Raw genomic sequence first — 17,747 nt, 5'->3', positions numbered from 1 at the left:
TCCGCGAGGACGTCGTCGACGACTTCGTCGCCGAGTACGAGGCCGGCCGCACCCCCAACCCCTGCCTGCGCTGCAACGAGAAGATCAAGTTCGCGGCGCTCCTGGACAAGGCCCTGGCCCTCGGCTTCGACGCCGTGTGCACCGGCCACTACGCGCAGGTGATCGTCCGCGAGGACGGCAGCCGCGAACTGCACCGCGCCTCCGACATGGCCAAGGACCAGTCGTACGTCCTCGGTGTCCTGGACGAGAAGCAGCTCGCGCACGCCCTGTTCCCGCTCGGCNNGATCCGCGCCGAGGCCGAGCGCCGCGGCCTCGCCGTCGCCAAGAAGCCCGACTCGCACGACATCTGCTTCATCGCCGACGGCGACACCCAGGGCTTCCTCGCGAAGCGGCTGGGCAAGGCCGAGGGCGACATCGTCGACGAGAGCGGCACCAGGATCGGCAGCCACGAGGGCGCGTACGGCTTCACCATCGGCCAGCGCAAGGGCCTGCGCATCGGCACCCCGGCCGCCGACGGCAAGCCGCGCTACGTCCTCGACATCTCACCGGTGAACAACACCGTGACGGTCGGCCCGGCCGAGGCCCTCGACGTGACCGCGCTCACCGCCATCAAGCCCCGCTGGTGCGGCACGGCCCCCACCGGCCCCGGCACCTACACCGCCCAGCTGCGCGCCCACGGCGGCGAGACCGAGGTCAGGGCGGAACTCGTCGACGCCACCCTGCACGTCACCTTCACCGAGCCGGTCCGCGGCGTCGCCCCCGGCCAGGCGATCGTCCTGTACGACGACACGCGCGTGGTCGGTTCGGCGACGATCGCCTCGACCACGCGCGCGAAGAGCGCCGCCGTGTGACCGTCCGTCCGAGCGGCCGTCCGCCCTACGGCGTGAGGAACTCGGTGAGGACCGGCGCCAGGACGTTCGGGTCGACCATGTGGGTCTGGTCCTCCAGGGACCGGTAGGTGCCCTCGGGCACGGCCTCCGCCACCGCTCGGGCGGCCCGGCGCAGCCAGTCCGGGCTGGCCGAGCCGGCCAGTGACAGGACCGGCGTGTCCAGCGAGGCCAGCCGTTCGCGGGGGACCAGGCCGTCGCCCATGACGGCGTCGTCGTAGGCCAGCGTGGGGGCGATCCCCTCCATCGCGGGCCACATCGGGGACTGGCGGGCGCCCTGGATCATCTCCTCGGCCAGGCCCGTCAGGCGCAGGAACAGTTCCACGGCGTCCCCGCGCCGGTCGTGCGCGAGGGCCTCCGTCAGGTGCTCGGTGTACGCGGCGCGCTCCTCGGCGCCGCCCTCGGAGAAGTCGGCGAACGGCGTCTCGTACACCGCGACCCGGCTCACCGGCAGCCCGGCGGCAGCCGCCTCCAGAGCCAGCGCGCCGCCCGAGGAGACGCCGTACAGCGCCGCCTCGCCGCCCGCCGCCTCGATCAGCGCCGCCAGGTCCTCGACCTCGCGCTGCACCGCGTACGGCGCCGTGTCGCCGCTCTCGCCGCGGCCCCGGCGGTCGTACCAGAAGGCGGTGAAGTGCGGGGCGAGGAGCCCGGCCAGGGGCGCCACCGTGCCGCCCGTCGACATCGCCCCGCTCACCAGGATGACCGCGGGGCCCTGCCCGGCACGGGCGTACGCCAGGGAGGTGCCGTCGCGGGAAAGGGTCTTCTTGTCCATGCCTGTGCAGACTGCCCCAGGACACGGGACTTATCGCCCTACGACACCTCCACTTCGTAGAAGCACAGGTGGTCCTTGATCCGTTCGACGTCCGGCTTCGGGTCGGGATACGCCCACACGAGGTCGGGAGCGTCCGGCAGCGACCAGTAGGACGCCGTGCCCTTGAACGGGCAGTGGGTGTGGGTGTCGGAGGGGGTGAGGAGATCCAGGCGTACGTCCTCGGCGGGAAGGTAGTAGCGCACCGGGCAGCCGGTCTCCCTGAGGATCAGGGGCCGGTCCGTCTCGGCCAGCACCTGGTCCCCGTGGACGACCCGTACGTGCCGGGTGCCCTGCTCGATCGTGATCGTGTGTCCGTCGGCCATACCCGGACAGCGCTCGGGGGCCGCCGGTTCTTCCCCGCGTACCGTGGCCGCATGCGTATCTGTGTCTTCCTCTCCGCCGCCGACCTCGACGACCGCTACACCCGGCCCGCCCGTGAGTTCGCCGAACTGCTCGGCAAGGGCGGGCACACCCTCGTGTGGGGCGGCTCCGACGTCGGGCTGATGAAGGTGGTCGCCGACGGCGTGCAGGAGGCCGGCGGGCGGCTGTGCGGGGTCTCCGTGGACTTCCTCGCGGCCAGGGCGCGGCCCGGCGCCGACGAGATGGTCATCGCGCGCGACCTGGCCGAACGCAAGCGCCTGCTCCTGGAGAAGGCCGACGCGGTGGTCATCATGGTCGGCGGGACGGGCACCCTCGACGAGGCCACCGAGATCCTGGAACTGAAGAAGCACGGCCACACCGACAAGCCCGTCGTCCTGCTCAACACCGCCGGCTTCTACGACGGCCTCAAGGAGCAGTTCCGGCGCATGGACACCGAGGGATTCCTGCCCCGGCCGCTCACCGACCTCGTGTTCTTCGCCGAGGAGCCGGTCGGGGCGCTCGCCTACCTGGAGGAGAGCCAGGGCGTCGCCTGAGCCGGCGGTGATGCGAGCATGGCGGGTATGGCAACTCATGTGATCACCGGGGCGGGCTCCGGCATCGGTGCGGCCGTCGCCCGCCGCCTCCACGCGCGCGGGGACGACATCGTGCTGCACGCGCGGGACGCGGGACGTGCGAAGGAACTGGCGGCGGAGTTCCCCGGAGCGCGGACGCTGGTCGGCGACCTCGCCGACCCCGACAAGCTCAGCTGGGCCTTCTCGCACCAGTCGCTGCCGGAGCGGGTGGACTCGCTGCTGCACATCGCCGGGGTGGTCGATCTCGGGCCCGTCGGAGAGCTGACGCCCAAGTCGTGGCGGCACCAGCTCAACGTCAATCTGATCGCTCCCGCCGAGCTGACGCGGCACTTCCTGCCCCAGGTGCGGGCGGCTCGCGGGCATGTCGTGTTCGTCAACTCCGGGGCGGGCCTGCGGGCGAGCGCGGACTGGTCGGCGTACGCCGCGTCCAAGCACGGGCTCAAGGCGTTGGCGGACGCGTTGCGGGCGGAGGAGCACGGGAACGGCGTGCGGGTCACCTCCGTGTATCCCGGGCGTACGGCCAGCCCGATGCAGGCCAAGGTCCATCAGCAGGAGGGGAAGGAGTACGACCCCGCCGAGTGGATCGATCCCGAGTCGGTCGCGACGACTATCCTCATGGCGCTCGATCTGCCGCGGGACGCGGAGGTCAACGACCTGACGGTGCGGCCGGGCCGGTAGCACAGGCACCCCCGGACGGGCTGGATCACCGAGGTCCGGGGGATACGTAGGCTTCGGTTCGTGAACGCATATCTCAGTTTCGGGTCCGCCACGGGGATCGGGTCCATGCCCGGCGGTGACGCCAGGGAGGCCGCCAGGACGGTTACCGGGTCCTTCGAAGAGTTTCCGTTTCTCGCCGAGCTGCCCGCCAGGGGTCCGGGCGCCGACATGATCGGCCGCACCGCCGGCATGCTCGTCGAGCTGTACGCGCGCGTGGAGCCCAGCGGCTGGCGCCTCGGCGACCATCCCGGCAGGGACACCCGGCGGGCCAGGTCGTGGCTGCGGGAGGACCTCGACGCCCTGGAGGAGTCCACCCAGGGATACCAGGGCCAGGTGAAGGTGCAGGCCGTCGGCCCGTGGACCCTCGCCGCCGCCCTGGAGCTGAGGAACGGCGAGGCCGCCCTCTCCGACCCCGGCGCCTGCCGCGACCTCGCCGCCTCCCTCGCGGAGGGCCTGCGCGTGCACCTCGCCGAGGTGGGGCGCCGCGTCCCCGGCGCCCAGGTCGTCCTGCAGCTCGACGAACCCTCCCTCACCGCTGTACTGCGCGGCCACGTCAGGTCCGCCAGCGGCTACCGCACGTACCGCGCCGTGGACCGGCAGGTCGTCGAGGCCACACTCCGCGAGGTCGTGGGGGTGCACGACGGCGGCCCCGTCGTGGTGCACTCGTGCGCGCCGGACGTCCCGTTCGCCCTGCTGCGGCGGGCCGGAGCGGCAGCCGTGTCGTTCGACTTCTCGCTCCTCACCGAGCGTGACGACGACACGATCGGTGAGGCGGTGGAAGCGGGTACCCGGCTGTTCGCCGGTGTGGTGCCGGGGACGGACGCCGCATTGTCGGACCCTGCCGGTAGCGTCATGGGTGTCAGGACGCTGTGGCGCAGGCTGGGGCTGCGACCCGACCTTCTCGCGGAGGCGGTGACCGTCACCCCGGCGTGCGGCCTTGCCGGGGCTTCGCCCGCGTACGCGCGGGAGGCGCTCGCCCACTGTGTCCGGGCGGCGAGATCCCTCGCGGACAACCCAGAGTAACGGGAGGACAACACGGTGGCCGGCGACAGGCAAGCGGAGACGACGGTGCCCTCGGAGGCACGGGAGAAGCACGCGCAGCTCGCTGAGCAGATCGAGGAGCACCGCTTCCGGTACTACGTGAAGGACGCCCCCGTCGTCAGCGACGCGGAGTTCGACCGCCTCCTGCGTTCCCTGGAAGCCCTGGAGGAGCGGTATCCCGAGCTGCGCACCCCCGAATCGCCGACGCAGAAGGTCGCCGGGGCGTACGAGACGGAGTTCACCGCCGTCCAGCACCGCGAGCGCATGCTGTCGCTGGACAACGCCTTCGACGATCTGGAGCTGGCCGCCTGGGCCGAGCGCGTCCACAAGGACGTCGGCGCCTCCGCGTACCACTTCCTGTGCGAGCTGAAGGTCGACGGGCTCGCCGTCAACCTCACGTACGAGAACGGGCGGCTGACCCGCGCGGCGACCCGCGGGGACGGCCGGACCGGCGAGGACATCACGCCCAACGTGCGGACCATCGCGGAGATCCCGGACCGGCTGTCCGGCGACGGTGTCCCGTCCCTCGTCGAGATCCGCGGCGAGGTCTACTTCCCGATGGAGAAGTTCCAGGAGCTGAACGCCCGTCTGGTCGAGGCCGGCGACAAGCCCTTCGCCAACCCGCGCAACGCGGCGGCCGGTTCACTGCGCCAGAAGGACCCCCGCGTCACCGCGGGCCGCCCCCTGCACATGGTGGTCCACGGCATCGGCGCCCTGGAGGGGTACGAGGGCCTCACCCGCCTCTCCGAGGCCTACGACCTCCTCAAGTCCTGGGGCCTGCCCACCTCCCGCCACAACAAGGTGGTCGACGACCTCGACGGCGTACGGGCGTTCATCGCGTACTACGGCGAGAACCGGCACTCCGTGGAGCACGAGATCGACGGTGTCGTCGTCAAGCTCGACGAGATCCGGCTCCAGGGGCGGCTCGGCTCCACGGCCCGTGCCCCGCGCTGGGCGATCGCCTACAAGTACGCGCCGGAGGAGGTCAACACCAAGCTTCTCAACATCCGCGTGGGCGTCGGCCGCACCGGCCGCGTCACGCCGTACGCCCAGGTCGAGCCGGTGACCGTGGCCGGGTCCGAGGTCGAGTTCGCGACCCTGCACAACCAGGACGTCGTCAAGGCCAAGGGCGTCCTCATCGGCGACACGGTGGTGCTGCGCAAGGCGGGGGACGTCATCCCCGAGATCCTCGGGCCGGTCGCCGACCTGCGCGACGGCAGCGAGCGCGAGTTCGTGATGCCGTCCGAGTGCCCCGAGTGCGGCACCCCGCTGCGGCCGATGAAGGAGGGCGACATCGACCTGCGCTGCCCCAACGCCCGCACCTGCCCCGCCCAGTTGCGCGAACGGCTCTTCTACCTCGCCGGCCGCAAGGCCCTGGACATCGACCACTTCGGGTACGTCTCCGCCGCGGCCCTCACCAAGCCGCTGGAGCCCGAGCAGCCGCCGCTGGCAGACGAGGGCGACCTGTTCGACCTCACCATCGAGCAGCTGCTGCCCATCAGGGCGTACGTCCTCGACCAGGACAGCGGTCTGCCCAAGCGGGACCCGAAGACCGGCGAGGAGAAGATCGCCACCGTCTTCGCCAACCAGCAGGGCGAACCGAAGAAGAACGCGCTCGCCATGCTGGACACCATCGCCGCCGCCAAGGAGCGCCCGCTGGCCCGCGTCCTCACCGGCCTCTCCATCCGGCACGTGGGGCCGGTCGCGGCCGAGGCGCTGGCCCGCGAGTTCCGCTCCATCGACCGCATCGAGCAGGCGAGCGAGGAGGAGCTGGCCGGCACCGACGGCGTCGGCCCGGTCATCGCGGCCTCCCTCAAGGAGTGGTTCGCCGAGGACTGGCACCGCGAGATCATCCGCAAGTGGAAGGCCGCCGGCGTCCGCATGGAGGAGGAGGGCTCCGGCGAGGACCAGGGCCCGCGCCCGCTGGAAGGTCTCACCGTCGTGGTCACCGGCACCCTGGAGCACTTCACCCGTGACGGCGCCAAGGACGCCCTGCAGAGCCGCGGGGCGAAGGTGACCGGATCGGTGTCGAAGAAGACGTCGTTCGTCGTGGTGGGTGACAGCCCCGGATCGAAGTACGACAAGGCGATGCAGCTGAAGGTTCCGGTGCTGGACGAGGACGGCTTCACGGTCCTCCTCGAACAGGGGGCGGAGGCGGCTGCCGAAGCCGCCCTGCCGGTTCCCGAGTCCTGAGGACCGGCGGCCGAAGGCCACCCGATCGGCGCATACCGGCTGCTTCCGGGTGGCAGGTACGCAATCGGGCAACCGTCGACGACCGCTGCCCGTGGAAGCCTTCCGCGGCCTACTGTTGAGACATGCGCCCGCCGTGCCCCGCTGCGGTCGGGGCAACCCCCGCTCCTGACGGGCCGGGGGAAGGGTCTTCCAACGCGGCACCGGCGAAAGGCTGTCGGGCAGCGGACCGCGTGGCGTCGGCACCGCCGGCTGTGAGAGGGACGGGAATGGAACCGACCGAGAGCGCCGCCCCGGACACGGGGCTGCCCCGGCGCCGGGGCACCGACGCCTGGTGGGGCAGCCGGTGGGTGGCGTGGTCAGAGCGTCCCCCGGACGAACCGGCCCGCACCGGCGACCCGCTCACCCGGACGGCCCCCCGCGCCGCCGGCCCGTTCCCGCCCGGCTCCGACCCCGCGGACCTCTCCGGACCCTACGACGCCGACGCGGAACGCCACCTGTCCTGGCCCGCGCTCCCCGCGGCCGTCGTCGCGGGGGCCGGGTTCGCCCTCGGCGCCGCCTTCTACCGGGCCTTCACCTCCAGCCACGCGCTGTTCCCCTCCGGCACCGTCGGCTGGTCGCTGGCCGTGCTGACCGGCGTCATCGTCGGCCACCTCGTCATGCTCGGCCGGGCCCGCTGGTGGGGCGGCACCGGCTCCGGAGCCGCCCTCACCCTCGCCGTCCTGCTGCTCTACGGCTGGCTGCCCGCCGGCCTGGTCAGCCTCACCGTCGTCGTCCTGGTCGGCATAGCCCGCAGCCACCGCTGGCGCCAAGGCGTCCTGCACGGCGCGGTGGACATCCTCGGCATCGGCGCGGGCGCGCTGCTCCTGGCCGCGTGCGGGCGGGTGCCGTCCGTCGAGCGGCCGTGGACCCCCGACACCTGGACCTTCTACACCGCGCCCCAGGTGGTGCTGGTCGCCGTCGCCTACCTCGCCGTCACCCGCATCCTGCTCTGGTACCTGCACACCCCACGGGCCGGCCGTCTGCCCACCGTCGCCCGTACCGCCCTGCTCAGACAAGGGCTCGTCGCGGTCGCCCTGCTGGGCATAGCCCCGCTGGTGTGCGTCGTCGCCGTCGCCGAGCCGATCCTGCTGCCGCTGTTCGCCATCCCGCTCATCGCCCTCGACTCCACGCTGTGGATGGCCCGAGCCCGTGCCGAGGAACAGCTGCGCGACCCGCTCACCGGACTGCCCAACCGTCAGTGGCTCGGCGAGCGGATCTGGACCGCCCTCGACGACGCCGAGCGGATCGGCGCCCGCGCCGCACTGATGCTGATCGACCTCGACCGCTTCCGTTCGGTCAACGACACGCTCGGCCACCTCGCCGGGGACCGGCTGCTCCTCCAGATAGCCGACCGGCTCAGACTGGCCCTGCCGCGCGGGGCCGAGGTCGCGCGGCTCGGCGGTGACGAGTTCGCCGTCTTACTGCCCGTCGCCGACTCCACCACCTCGGCGACCCGCGTCGCCCGCGCACTCGTCGCCCACCTCAGCTCCCCCCTCGACCTCGACGGGCTCACCCTCGTCCTGGAGGCCAGCGCCGGGGTCGCCGTCTTCCCCGACCACGCGCTCGACGCGGAAGGCCTGCTGCGGCGGGCGGACGTGGCGATGTACCAGGCCAAACGGGACCGTACGGGCGTCGAGGTCTACGAGTCCAAGCGGGACTCCAACACACCCGACCGGCTCGGCCTGCTGGGCGACCTGCGGCGCGCGCTCGACGCGCACGAGGTCCAGCTGCACTACCAGCCCAAGGTCCGCTTCGACGGACAGGTCGCCGGTCTTGAGGCGCTGGTGCGGTGGGTGCACCCCGAACGGGGGAAGGTGCCGCCGGACGAGTTCATCGCGATCGCCGAGTCCTCCGGGCTGATGCCGCACCTCACCGAGTACGTGCTCGACACGGCCCTCGAACAGGTCGCCCGGTGGCGGGCCCAGGGGCTGTACGTACCCGTCGCGGTCAACGTCTCCCCGCGTGACGTGCACACCCCCGGCTTCGCCGGCTCCGTCGCGGCCCGGCTGGCGCGGCACGGCGTGCCCGCGGCGGCACTCCAGCTGGAGATCACGGAGCACGTCCTCCTGGAGGACCCGCAGCGTGCCGCCGACACCCTCAACGCGCTGACCGGGCACGGCGTGAAGATGTCCCTCGACGACTTCGGCACCGGCTACTCCTCCCTCGTCCATCTACGGCGGCTGCCGGTGAGCGAGCTGAAGATCGACCGGTCGTTCGTGGCTCGGCTCGCCGTGGACACCGAGGACGCGGAGATCGTGCGCTGCACCGTCGACCTCGCGCATTCCCTCGGGCTGCTCGTCGTCGCGGAGGGCGTCGAGGACGACGAGACGTGGGAGCGGCTGCGCGACCTCGGCTGCGACGCCGTACAGGGCTGGCTGGTCGCGGCGGCGATGCCCCCGGAGGAGACCACGGCGTGGCTGCGGGCCCGCGGGTCGCGGGGCTGGCAGCGGCCGGCGGCGGCGTTGCCCGCGGTTGCCGCCGACGAGTGACCCCGGCCGCCCACCCGTTCGGCCGATCGAAGCCGGCGCATCCGGGCGGGGGGGGCCGGCTCCGAGAGGTCCTGGACGTCCACGACCTCCACTTCCCGGGCAGCGCGGCCCAGGATGGACGTGGCCGACGAGGGCCTCACGGCGAACCGTTTAACCGGTAGGCGCCCCGGCCCCATAGGATTGGACCCCACACCACACACACTCACCCCAGAGGAACGCTGCATGCCTGGCATTACGCGCGAGGAGGTCGCCCACCTCGCCCGGCTGGCGCGTCTGGAGCTGAAGCCCGAAGAGCTCGACCACTTCGCGGGACAGCTGGACGACATCATCGGCGCGGTCGCCCGCGTCAGCGAGGTCGCCGACCAAGACGTACCGCCGACCTCGCACCCGCTCCCGCTGACGAACGTCATGCGGGCGGACGAGGTCCGTCCGTCGCTCACCCCCGTGCAGGCGCTCTCCGGCGCCCCGGCCCAGGAGCAGCAGCGTTTCAAGGTGCCGCAGATCCTGGGGGAGGACTAACCGCCATGACGGACACCGTCAACATCATCAAGCTCACCGCCGCCGAGATCGCCGCGAGGATCGCCTCCGGTGACCTCACGGCCGTCGAGGTCACCGAGGCCCACCTGGCCCGTATCGAGGCCGTCGACGAGAAGGTGCACGCCTTCCTGCACGTCGACCGTGAAGGCGCGCTGGCCCAGGCCCGCGCCGTCGACGAGAAGCGGGAGCGCGGCGAGAAGCTCGGGCCTCTCGCCGGTGTGCCCCTCGCGCTGAAGGACATCTTCACCACCGAGGGCATCCCGACGACCGTCGGCTCGAAGATCCTCGAAGGCTGGATCCCGCCGTACGACGCGACGCTCACCAAGCGGCTGAAGGCCGCCGACGTGGTGATCCTCGGCAAGACCAACATGGACGAGTTCGCCATGGGGTCCTCGACCGAGAACAGCGCCTACGGCCCCACCGGCAACCCCTGGGACCTCACCCGCATCCCCGGCGGCTCCGGCGGCGGTTCCTCCGCCGCCCTCGCCTCCTACGAGGCCCCCCTCGCCATCGGCACCGACACCGGCGGATCCATCCGCCAGCCGGCCTCCGTCACCGGCACGGTCGGCGTGAAGCCGACGTACGGCGCGGTCTCCCGGTACGGCATGGTCGCCTTCTCCTCCTCCCTCGACCAGGGCGGGCCCTGCGCCCGTACGGTCCTGGACGCGGCCCTGCTGCACGAGGTGATCGCCGGGCACGACCCGCTCGACTCCACGTCCATCGACGCCCCGGTCCCCCCGGTCGTCGAGGCCGCCCGCAACGGCAGCGTCGACGGCATGCGCGTCGGCGTCGTCAAGCAGTTCCGCGGCGAGGGCTACCAGGCCGGCGTCATCCAGCGGTTCGACGAGTCCGTCGCGCTGCTCAAGGAACTGGGCGCCGAGATCGTCGAGCTGGACTGCCCGTCCTTCGACCTGGCGCTGTCGGCGTACTACCTGATCGCGCCCTCCGAGTGCTCCTCCAACCTCGCCCGCTTCGACGGCCTGCGCTACGGCGTCCGTACCGGCGACGACGGCACGCACTCCGCCGAGGAGGTCACCTCCCTCACCCGTGAGGCGGGCTTCGGCCCCGAGGTCAAGCGCCGCATCATGCTCGGCACGTACGCCCTGTCGAGCGGCTACTACGACGCCTACTACGGCAGCGCCCAGAAGGTCCGCACGCTCATCACGCGCGACTTCGAGAAGGCCTTCGAGCAGGTCGACGTGATCGTCTCGCCGACCACGCCCACCACCGCCTTCCCGATCGGCGAGCGTGCCGACGACCCGATGGCGATGTACCTGGCCGACCTGTGCACCATCCCGACCAACCTGGCGGGCAACGCGGCCATGTCGCTGCCCTGCGGTCTCGCCCCGGAGGACAACCTCCCGGTGGGCCTCCAGATCATCGCCCCGGCGCTGAAGGACGACAGGCTGTACAAGGTCGGCGCCGCCGTCGAGGCCGCCTTCGTGGAAAGGTGGGGGCACCCGCTGCTCGAGGAGGCTCCGTCGCTGTGAGTAAGGCACTGTCCAAGGCCAAGGGCTTCAAGAAGTCCAAGTCCGGCCTGTACCTGTCCATGGCCACCACCGCGTTCGGCGCGGTCAGTGTCGCCAAGCAGGCCAAACTGGCCCGCACCGAGAGCGACACGCTCCGCCTGATCGACGCCGCCGTGTCCGCCGCCGCCATCGCCACCGGCCTCGCCATCCTCTACCGCGAGCTGAAGCGGCTGGGCGACGACGACGTCCTGCTGGGCTGAGAGGGAAGTTTCACCGTGACCACCACGACCGACCTGGTGTCGTACGAGGACGCGCTGGCGTCGTACGACCCCGTCATGGGCCTCGAGGTCCATGTCGAACTCGGCACCAAGACCAAGATGTTCTGCGGCTGCTCGACCGAGCTGGGTGCCGAGCCCAACTCGCAGACCTGCCCGGTCTGCCTCGGCCTGCCCGGCGCGCTCCCGGTCGTCAACGCGACCGGCGTCGAGTCCGCAATCCGGATCGGCCTCGCGCTGAACTGCGAGATCGCCGAATGGTGCCGGTTCGCCCGGAAGAACTACTTCTATCCGGACATGCCGAAGAACTTCCAGACCTCCCAGTACGACGAGCCGATCGCCTTCAACGGCTACCTCGACGTCCAGCTGGAGGACGGCGAGACCTTCCGCGTGGAGATCGAGCGCGCCCACATGGAGGAGGACACCGGCAAGTCGACCCACGTGGGCGGCGCCACCGGCCGTATCCACGGCGCGTCCCACTCCCTGCTGGACTACAACCGCGCCGGCATCCCGCTCATCGAGATCGTCACCAAGCCGATCGAGGGTGCGGGCGAGCGAGCCCCCGAGGTCGCCAAGGCCTACGTCCGCGAGCTGCGCGAGCTCATCAAGGCGCTCGGCGTCTCCGAGGCCCGCATGGAGCAGGGCCAGATGCGCTGCGACGTGAACCTGTCGCTGCGCCCGCACGGCCGCGAGAAGTTCGGCACGCGTTCCGAGACGAAGAACGTCAACTCGCTGCGGTCCGTGGAGCGCGCGGCCCGCTTCGAGATCCAGCGGCACGCCGCCGTACTGAACAGCGGCGGGACGATCATCCAGGAGACCCGGCACTTCCACGAGGACACCGGGTCGACGACCTCGGGCCGCGTGAAGGAGGAGGCCGAGGACTACCGGTACTTCCCGGAGCCGGACCTCGTGCCGGTGGCCCCGACCCGCGAGTGGGTCGAGGAGATCCGCGCCTCGCTGCCCGAACTGCCGCTGGTCCGCCGCAACCGCCTGGTGGCGGACTGGGGCATCTCGGCCACCGACATGCAGGCCATCCTCAACGCCGGCGCGCTGGAGCTGATCGTCGCCACGATCGACGCCGGTGCCGACGCCGCCTCCGCCCGCAAGTGGTGGATGGGCGAACTGGCGCGCAGCGCCAACGAATCCGGCCGCACGCTGGACGAGCTGGCGATCACGCCCGAGCAGGTCGCCCGCGTCTCCGAGCTGGTGAGCAAGGGCGACCTGAACGACAAGCTGGCCCGTCAGGTCATCGAGGGCGTCCTCGCGGGCGAGGGCACCCCGGACGAGGTCGTCGACAAGCGCGGGCTGAAGGTCGTCTCGGACGACTCGGCGCTCGGCACGGCCGTCGACGAGGCCATCGCCGGCAACCCGGGCATCGCCGACAAGATCCGCGGCGGCAAGGTCGCCGCGGCCGGTGCCCTGGTCGGCGCGGTCATGAAGGCCACCCGCGGTCAGGCCGACGCGGCCCGCGTCAAGGAACTGATCCTGGAGAAGCTGGGCGTCAGCGAGGGCTGATGCCCACGCCCGCCCCTGGGGGATGCACCGGCTTCGGTGCATCCCCCTTCTCCGTCTCCCGGCCCGAGGCGCTACGCTCGCCCGCCATGAGTGGACGTACCGACTCCGACACCCAGGACGGCATACGGACCGACGCGATCGAGGCGCACGACACGGACGACGCCGACACCCCGGATGACATGCCCGGCCCCGACCCCGCCGACGCGGACGCCGACGCGGACGCCGACGCGGACGGGGACTCGGGCGAGGACGAGTACGCCGGTGAGGACGCCCGGCAGGCCCGCTGGACCGCCGCCGGGACCGGCGCCCTGCTCACCCTCGCCGGGCTCGCCGCGGCCCTCCTGCGCCTCACCGGACCCGCCCCCGCCCTCGTGCCCGCCGCCTACGCCCTGGGCGCCGCCGTGTGCGCGCTCGCCGCGCTGCTGGGCTCCCGCGGCCGTACCCGGCGCGCGCTGTGGCTGCTCATCGCCGGGGTGATGGTGATGGCGGTCGGCGACCAGCTGGACTGACGGAGATCCGGCGGTCCGGCTCGCACGGGACGCCGAACTCCCGACAGCGGCTTCGTTATTGTCCTGTGATCTGGCTCCCACTCCTGTGAATAAGCCCACGAACCTCTCAAACGATCACTAACGCCTGCAAGAGTGGCCTCGCGTTCCTCATGCGTTCTTTGCGGGCTGTTCAGTTCATGTACGGCTGTTCCCGATCAAAGATCCCCACATGGTCTTCACCCTTCGGGAGCACGTCTCGTGGCAGCCCTTGCACAGTGGTGTGTCCGGCACCGCCTCGTCGCGGTCCTGCTCTGGCTCCTCGCCCTCGGCGCGACGGCCACCGCCGCGATGATCGCGGGCTCCTCGTACTCCAACGACTACGACGTCCCCGGCACCGAGTCCGGCCGGGCCACCCGGCTGCTCGCCGAGGGCTTCCCCGGCCTCGGCGGCGACACCGACACCGTCGTCTGGCACACCGATCCGGGCACCGTCCGCGCCGCCGCCGTCGAACAGACCATGACGCGCACCCTCGCGAGCATCGCCGACCTCCCCGGCGTCGCCTCCGTGGCCGGCCCCTACGACGACCAGGGCGCCGCGCAGATCAGCGCCGACGGGCGCACGGCCTACGCCACCGTCACCTTCGAGGACAGCGCCGAGAACATCGACCGCGGCGAGGCGAAGGCCGTCGTCGACACCGCCGAGGCCGCGCGGACCGACGGACTCCGGGTGGAACTGGGCGGCAGCGCCGTCGCGCTCACCGAATCCTCCGGCGGGCACCTTGCCGAGGTCGTCGGCGTGGCCGTCGCCGCCGTCGTCCTGTTCCTCGCCTTCGGCTCGCTCGCCGCCTCCCTGCTGCCCATCGCCACCGCCCTGGTCGGCGTCGGTACCGCCTACGCCGGGATCGCGCTGCTCGGACACGCCATGACCGTCGCCGACTTCGCGCCCATGCTGGGCATGCTCGTCGGACTCGGCGTCGGCATCGACTACGCGCTCTTCATCGTCACCCGGCACCGGCGCGGCCTGAAACGGGGCCTGCCGGTCGCCGAGGCCGCCGAGAACGCCGTAGCCACCACGGGCCGGGCCGTCGTCTTCGCGGGCGCCACCGTCTGCATCGCCCTGCTCGGCATGCTGATCCTGCGGCTGGACTTCCTCAACGGCGTGGCGATCGCCGCCTCCCTGACCGTCGTACTGACGGTCGCCGCCTCCGTCACCCTGCTGCCCGCCCTGCTCTCCTTCACCGGCCCGCGCGCCCTCAGCCGCCGCGAGCGGCGCCGCCTCGCCGAACGCGGGCCCGAACTCGAACTGCCCACCGGCTTCGCCGCCCGCTGGTCGGCGTTCGTCGAGCACCACCCCAAGCTCCTCGGCGTGCTCGCCCTCGTCGTGATCGCCGGTCTCGCCGTGCCCACGCTCTCCCTCCGCCTCGGCACCTCCGACCAGGGCAACCGCCCCGAGGCCACCACCACCCGCCAGGCGTACGACCTCCTCGCCGCGGGCTTCGGCCCCGGCGTCAACGGCCCGCTGACCCTGGTCACCCAGGTCGACGGCGCCCAGGACCGGCTCGCCCTGGACAACCTCGACGCCACCTTGCGCGCCGCCGAGGGCGTGGCCGACGTGACCCCGGTGACCTACGGCGCGGGCGGCGACACCGCGTACCTCACCGTCGTACCGGAGTCCTCGCCGCAGTCGCAGCGGACCAGCGACCTCGTCGACCTGCTGCGCACCGAGGTGCTGCCGCGGGCCGAGGCCGGCACCTCGCTCGACGTCCAGGTGGGCGGGGTGACGGCCGGCTACGACGACTTCGCCGAGGTCATCGTGGGCAAACTGCCGCTGTTCGTCGGCGTCGTCGTCGGCCTGGGCTGTCTGCTGCTCCTGCTCGCCTTCCGTTCCGTCGGCATACCGCTCAAGGCCGCCGTGATGAACGTGGCCGCCGTCGCCGCCGCCTTCGGGGTCGTCGTCGCGGTCTTCCAGTGGGGCTGGGGAAGCGAACTGCTCGGCCTCGGCCGGGCCGGGCCGATCGAGCCGTTCCTGCCCGTGATCATGGTCTCGGTCCTCTTCGGGCTCTCCATGGACTACCAGGTCTTCCTGGTCAGCCGGATGTACGAGGAGTGGCTGGAGACCGGAGACAACCGGCGGGCCGTGCGCGTCGGGCTCGCCGAGACCAGCCGGGTGATCAACTCCGCCGCGGTCATCATGATCTCCGTCTTCCTCGCCTTCGTCCTCAGCGGCGACCGCGTGATCGCCATGTTCGGCATCGCGCTGGCCGCCGCCGTCGCCCTCGACGCCTTCGTTCTGCGCACTCTCCTCGTGCCCGCCCTGATGCACCTGCTCGGGGCCGCCAACTGGTGGCTGCCCCGCTGGCTCGACCGGCGCCTGCCGCGGATCAGCATCGAACCTCCCGAGTGCCGGGCCGCCCATGAGAGGCTCACCGAGGTCGTGGCGGAACTGGAGAAGGAGCGGCAACCGGATGTACGCGATATCGCTGGGTGAGGGATCCGAACTGCGCCCCCTGGAGCTCTGGCACGCCGAGGAGTTCCTGACGCACCTGGAGCGCGGCCGGGAGTTCATCAACCAGTACATCCCCTTCGCGGCCAAGGCCACCGACGTGCCCGGCGCGCGCGAGGTGCTCCAGCGGTACGCCGACATGCGCGCCGCCGACACCGGTTCGCTGCACGGCATCTGGCTCGACGGTCAACTGGTCGGCGGCGTGCTCTTCCTCAACTTCGACGCCGAGCAGGCCAACTGCGAGGTCGGCTGCTGGCTGGAACCCGCCGGAACCGGGCGCGGCCTCGTCACACGCGCGATGCGGGTCCTCATCGACCACGCCGTCGAGCGGCGCGGCATCCACCGCGTCGAGTGGGTCGCCTCCGCGGGCAACGTGCCCAGCCTCAACGTCGCCCGGCGGCTCGGGTTCACCCGCGACGGCGTACGGCGCGAGGCCTACCCCTATCGTGGGGTGCGGCACGACCTGGAAGTGTGGTCCGTGCTGGCCCCCGAGTGGCGAGCCGCACACACGCGTGTCGCTCACAGCGATCATTAAGAAACCTCTCAGAGAGCGTCCGTACGGTGCGAGACATGGGAACCAAGACAGTGGACGAGGCCGGCGCCGAGACGGGCGCGGAGGCCACCGAGGCGAAGCGCGACGAGGAGACGGTGGACGTCACCGAGAAGGACGCGAAGGACGAGGTCACGCCGGTCTCCGAGGAGAGTGACGGCGTGGACACCGGTGGAGAGGACAGCGACCTCGGCGAGATCGTCGAGGAGAGCCGCCCGGCCGGTGTCGGTCTGGGCGCGGGAGCCGTCGTCTCCGCCGCGCTCGGCCTGGTGTCGCTCACCGGCGGCTGGATCGGGACGGTCGCCGCCGCGCGCCAGACCCTGGTCGGCCAGCTGGAGACGGCGTCGAGCGCGAGCGTCGCCCACCAGATCCAGGCCGTCTACGGCGACCCCTGGCAGGCCACCGCTCTGTGGGCCGGCCTGTTCGCGCTGGCCGCGCTCGTCACCGGCGTCGTGGTGCTGGCCCGGCCCGCCTTCGGCGCGCCCGGCAGGGTGCAGGCCCCGTGGATCAAGTCCGTCGCCTGGGCGGGCGTCACGCTCGGCGTGATCGGCCTGCTCCTGGCCGTACTCAAGTACACCGACGCGCTGCTCGGACTGCCGTCCGCCAGTTGAGCCTTCGCGGTTCACGCGGTTCACGCGTTCACGAGGGGTCTTAGTACGGCCGTAAGCACCTTACGGCCGTACTAAGGCCCCTCCCGCGTGTCTAAGGCCCCGTCCGGCCCCGAACATGCGGAACTCTCCCGATGTGGCGGACCCCCCTGGGAGACGAAGGTTGAGGCATCGAGAGCGTCGCACCGAGCGGCGCCGGAGCCACCGACCTTCAGGGGACGTCCACCATGTACGAGTACGAGATCCACCAGGCCCGCTCCGCCGAACTCCTGCGCCGCGCCGCGGACGAGCGGCTGGCCCGCGAGGCCCTCCGCGGCCGTCGCGCCGCCCGCCGGGAGGCCGAGCGCGCGGCCCGCGCCGAGACCCCCGAGAGCGAACCGCATACCCACCGCCCCCGCCGGCTGCGGTCCCCCCGCACCGCGTGAGCACCGGGGCACGGCAGGGCGGCCGCACGGGGGTCGGCCGCCCTTCCACGCCCGCACCGATGGCTGTCCGGCCGCGGACGACACCCGCGCCACCGATAACGACTGGGCCGCCGTCGCACCTCCGTGCGATGCTCGCCCCCGTGGAGAACAGGTCCGTCAGCCCCGTATTCGTCGGCCGTGCCGACGAGTTGGCCACTCTGAACGACGCGCTCGCCCGCGCCTCCGCGGGCGAGCGCGTCGTTCAGAGT

General features: G+C 72.0%; 17 protein-coding genes. 15 read left to right on the top strand and 2 right to left on the bottom strand.

Translation table 11 applies throughout. The annotated features are described in order from the left end of the window. The coding region (gene mnmA, locus BZL64_RS07040; protein ID WP_244205240.1) for a tRNA 2-thiouridine(34) synthase MnmA at positions 1–851 on the top strand (851 nt) is incomplete at its 5' end. A 25-nt stretch (positions 852–876) separates the two neighbouring features. Here mnmA and BZL64_RS07035 read toward each other — a convergent pair. After that, positions 877–1,659: an alpha/beta fold hydrolase gene (locus BZL64_RS07035; RefSeq protein ID WP_086767205.1), complete on the bottom strand. Its 783-nt coding sequence runs from the start codon at positions 1,657–1,659 to the stop codon at positions 877–879. Positions 1,660–1,697: 38 nt separating this feature from the next. Then, positions 1,698–2,021, bottom strand: a complete 324-nt coding sequence (locus tag BZL64_RS07030) for a DUF427 domain-containing protein (protein ID WP_086767203.1) — start codon at positions 2,019–2,021, stop codon at positions 1,698–1,700. A 51-nt stretch (positions 2,022–2,072) separates the two neighbouring features. On the opposite strand from BZL64_RS07030, the gene BZL64_RS07025 reads away from it, so the two are divergent. The 14 genes from BZL64_RS07025 (at position 2,073) to BZL64_RS06960 (ending at position 17,499) form a co-directional block, all read left to right on the top strand. Beyond that, complete coding sequence (locus BZL64_RS07025) at positions 2,073–2,612, top strand: LOG family protein (protein ID WP_086767201.1); 540 nt, start codon at positions 2,073–2,075, stop codon at positions 2,610–2,612. Positions 2,613–2,630: 18 nt separating this feature from the next. Next, positions 2,631–3,329: an SDR family oxidoreductase gene (locus tag BZL64_RS07020; protein ID WP_086767199.1), complete on the top strand. Its 699-nt coding sequence runs from the start codon at positions 2,631–2,633 to the stop codon at positions 3,327–3,329. Positions 3,330–3,389: 60 nt separating this feature from the next. Then, on the top strand, positions 3,390–4,391 hold the full coding sequence (locus BZL64_RS07015; protein ID WP_266462717.1) for a methionine synthase: 1,002 nt from the start codon (positions 3,390–3,392) through the stop codon (positions 4,389–4,391). Between the two features lie 15 nt (positions 4,392–4,406). After that, positions 4,407–6,602, top strand: a complete 2,196-nt coding sequence (gene ligA / locus BZL64_RS07010) for an NAD-dependent DNA ligase LigA (RefSeq protein WP_086767195.1) — start codon at positions 4,407–4,409, stop codon at positions 6,600–6,602. Positions 6,603–6,868: 266 nt separating this feature from the next. After that, a complete protein-coding gene (locus tag BZL64_RS07005; RefSeq protein ID WP_086767193.1) occupies positions 6,869–9,130 on the top strand; it encodes a putative bifunctional diguanylate cyclase/phosphodiesterase in 2,262 nt (753 codons plus the stop codon). A 222-nt stretch (positions 9,131–9,352) separates the two neighbouring features. Continuing rightward, positions 9,353–9,649 carry an Asp-tRNA(Asn)/Glu-tRNA(Gln) amidotransferase subunit GatC gene (gatC, locus tag BZL64_RS07000; RefSeq protein ID WP_073498632.1) on the top strand — a complete coding sequence of 99 codons (297 nt, stop codon included), beginning with the start codon at positions 9,353–9,355 and terminating at the stop codon, positions 9,647–9,649. Between the two features lie 5 nt (positions 9,650–9,654). Further along, on the top strand, positions 9,655–11,157 hold the full coding sequence (gene gatA / locus BZL64_RS06995; RefSeq protein WP_086767191.1) for an Asp-tRNA(Asn)/Glu-tRNA(Gln) amidotransferase subunit GatA: 1,503 nt from the start codon (positions 9,655–9,657) through the stop codon (positions 11,155–11,157). Further along, positions 11,154–11,396 (top strand): hypothetical protein, encoded by a 243-nt coding sequence (locus BZL64_RS06990; RefSeq protein WP_086767189.1) that lies wholly within the window; start codon positions 11,154–11,156, stop codon positions 11,394–11,396. Before gatA ends, BZL64_RS06990 begins: the two co-directional genes overlap by 4 nt. A 15-nt stretch (positions 11,397–11,411) precedes the next feature. Next, positions 11,412–12,926, top strand: coding sequence for an Asp-tRNA(Asn)/Glu-tRNA(Gln) amidotransferase subunit GatB (gatB, locus tag BZL64_RS06985; protein WP_086767187.1), 1,515 nt, complete (start codon positions 11,412–11,414; stop codon positions 12,924–12,926). Positions 12,927–13,012: 86 nt separating this feature from the next. Beyond that, entirely contained in the window at positions 13,013–13,435 is a 423-nt protein-coding gene (locus BZL64_RS06980; protein WP_086767185.1) for a hypothetical protein, read from the top strand. A gap of 237 nt (positions 13,436–13,672) precedes the next feature. After that, positions 13,673–15,901, top strand: a complete 2,229-nt coding sequence (locus tag BZL64_RS06975) for an MMPL family transporter (RefSeq protein ID WP_086767183.1) — start codon at positions 13,673–13,675, stop codon at positions 15,899–15,901. Then, positions 15,879–16,451, top strand: coding sequence for a GNAT family N-acetyltransferase (locus BZL64_RS06970; protein ID WP_086767181.1), 573 nt, complete (start codon positions 15,879–15,881; stop codon positions 16,449–16,451). The genes BZL64_RS06975 and BZL64_RS06970 overlap by 23 nt, the downstream gene beginning before the upstream one ends. Before the next feature lie 35 nt (positions 16,452–16,486). Further along, a complete protein-coding gene (locus BZL64_RS06965; RefSeq protein ID WP_086767179.1) occupies positions 16,487–17,077 on the top strand; it encodes a hypothetical protein in 591 nt (196 codons plus the stop codon). Between the two features lie 224 nt (positions 17,078–17,301). Continuing rightward, complete coding sequence (locus BZL64_RS06960) at positions 17,302–17,499, top strand: hypothetical protein (protein ID WP_086767177.1); 198 nt, start codon at positions 17,302–17,304, stop codon at positions 17,497–17,499. Positions 17,500–17,747: the final 248 nt, after the last annotated feature.

It is taken from the genome of Streptomyces bobili, assembly GCF_002154575.1.
Lineage (GTDB): Bacteria > Actinomycetota > Actinomycetes > Streptomycetales > Streptomycetaceae > Streptomyces > Streptomyces bobili.
This window is presented reverse-complemented; position numbering and strand designations above follow the sequence as displayed.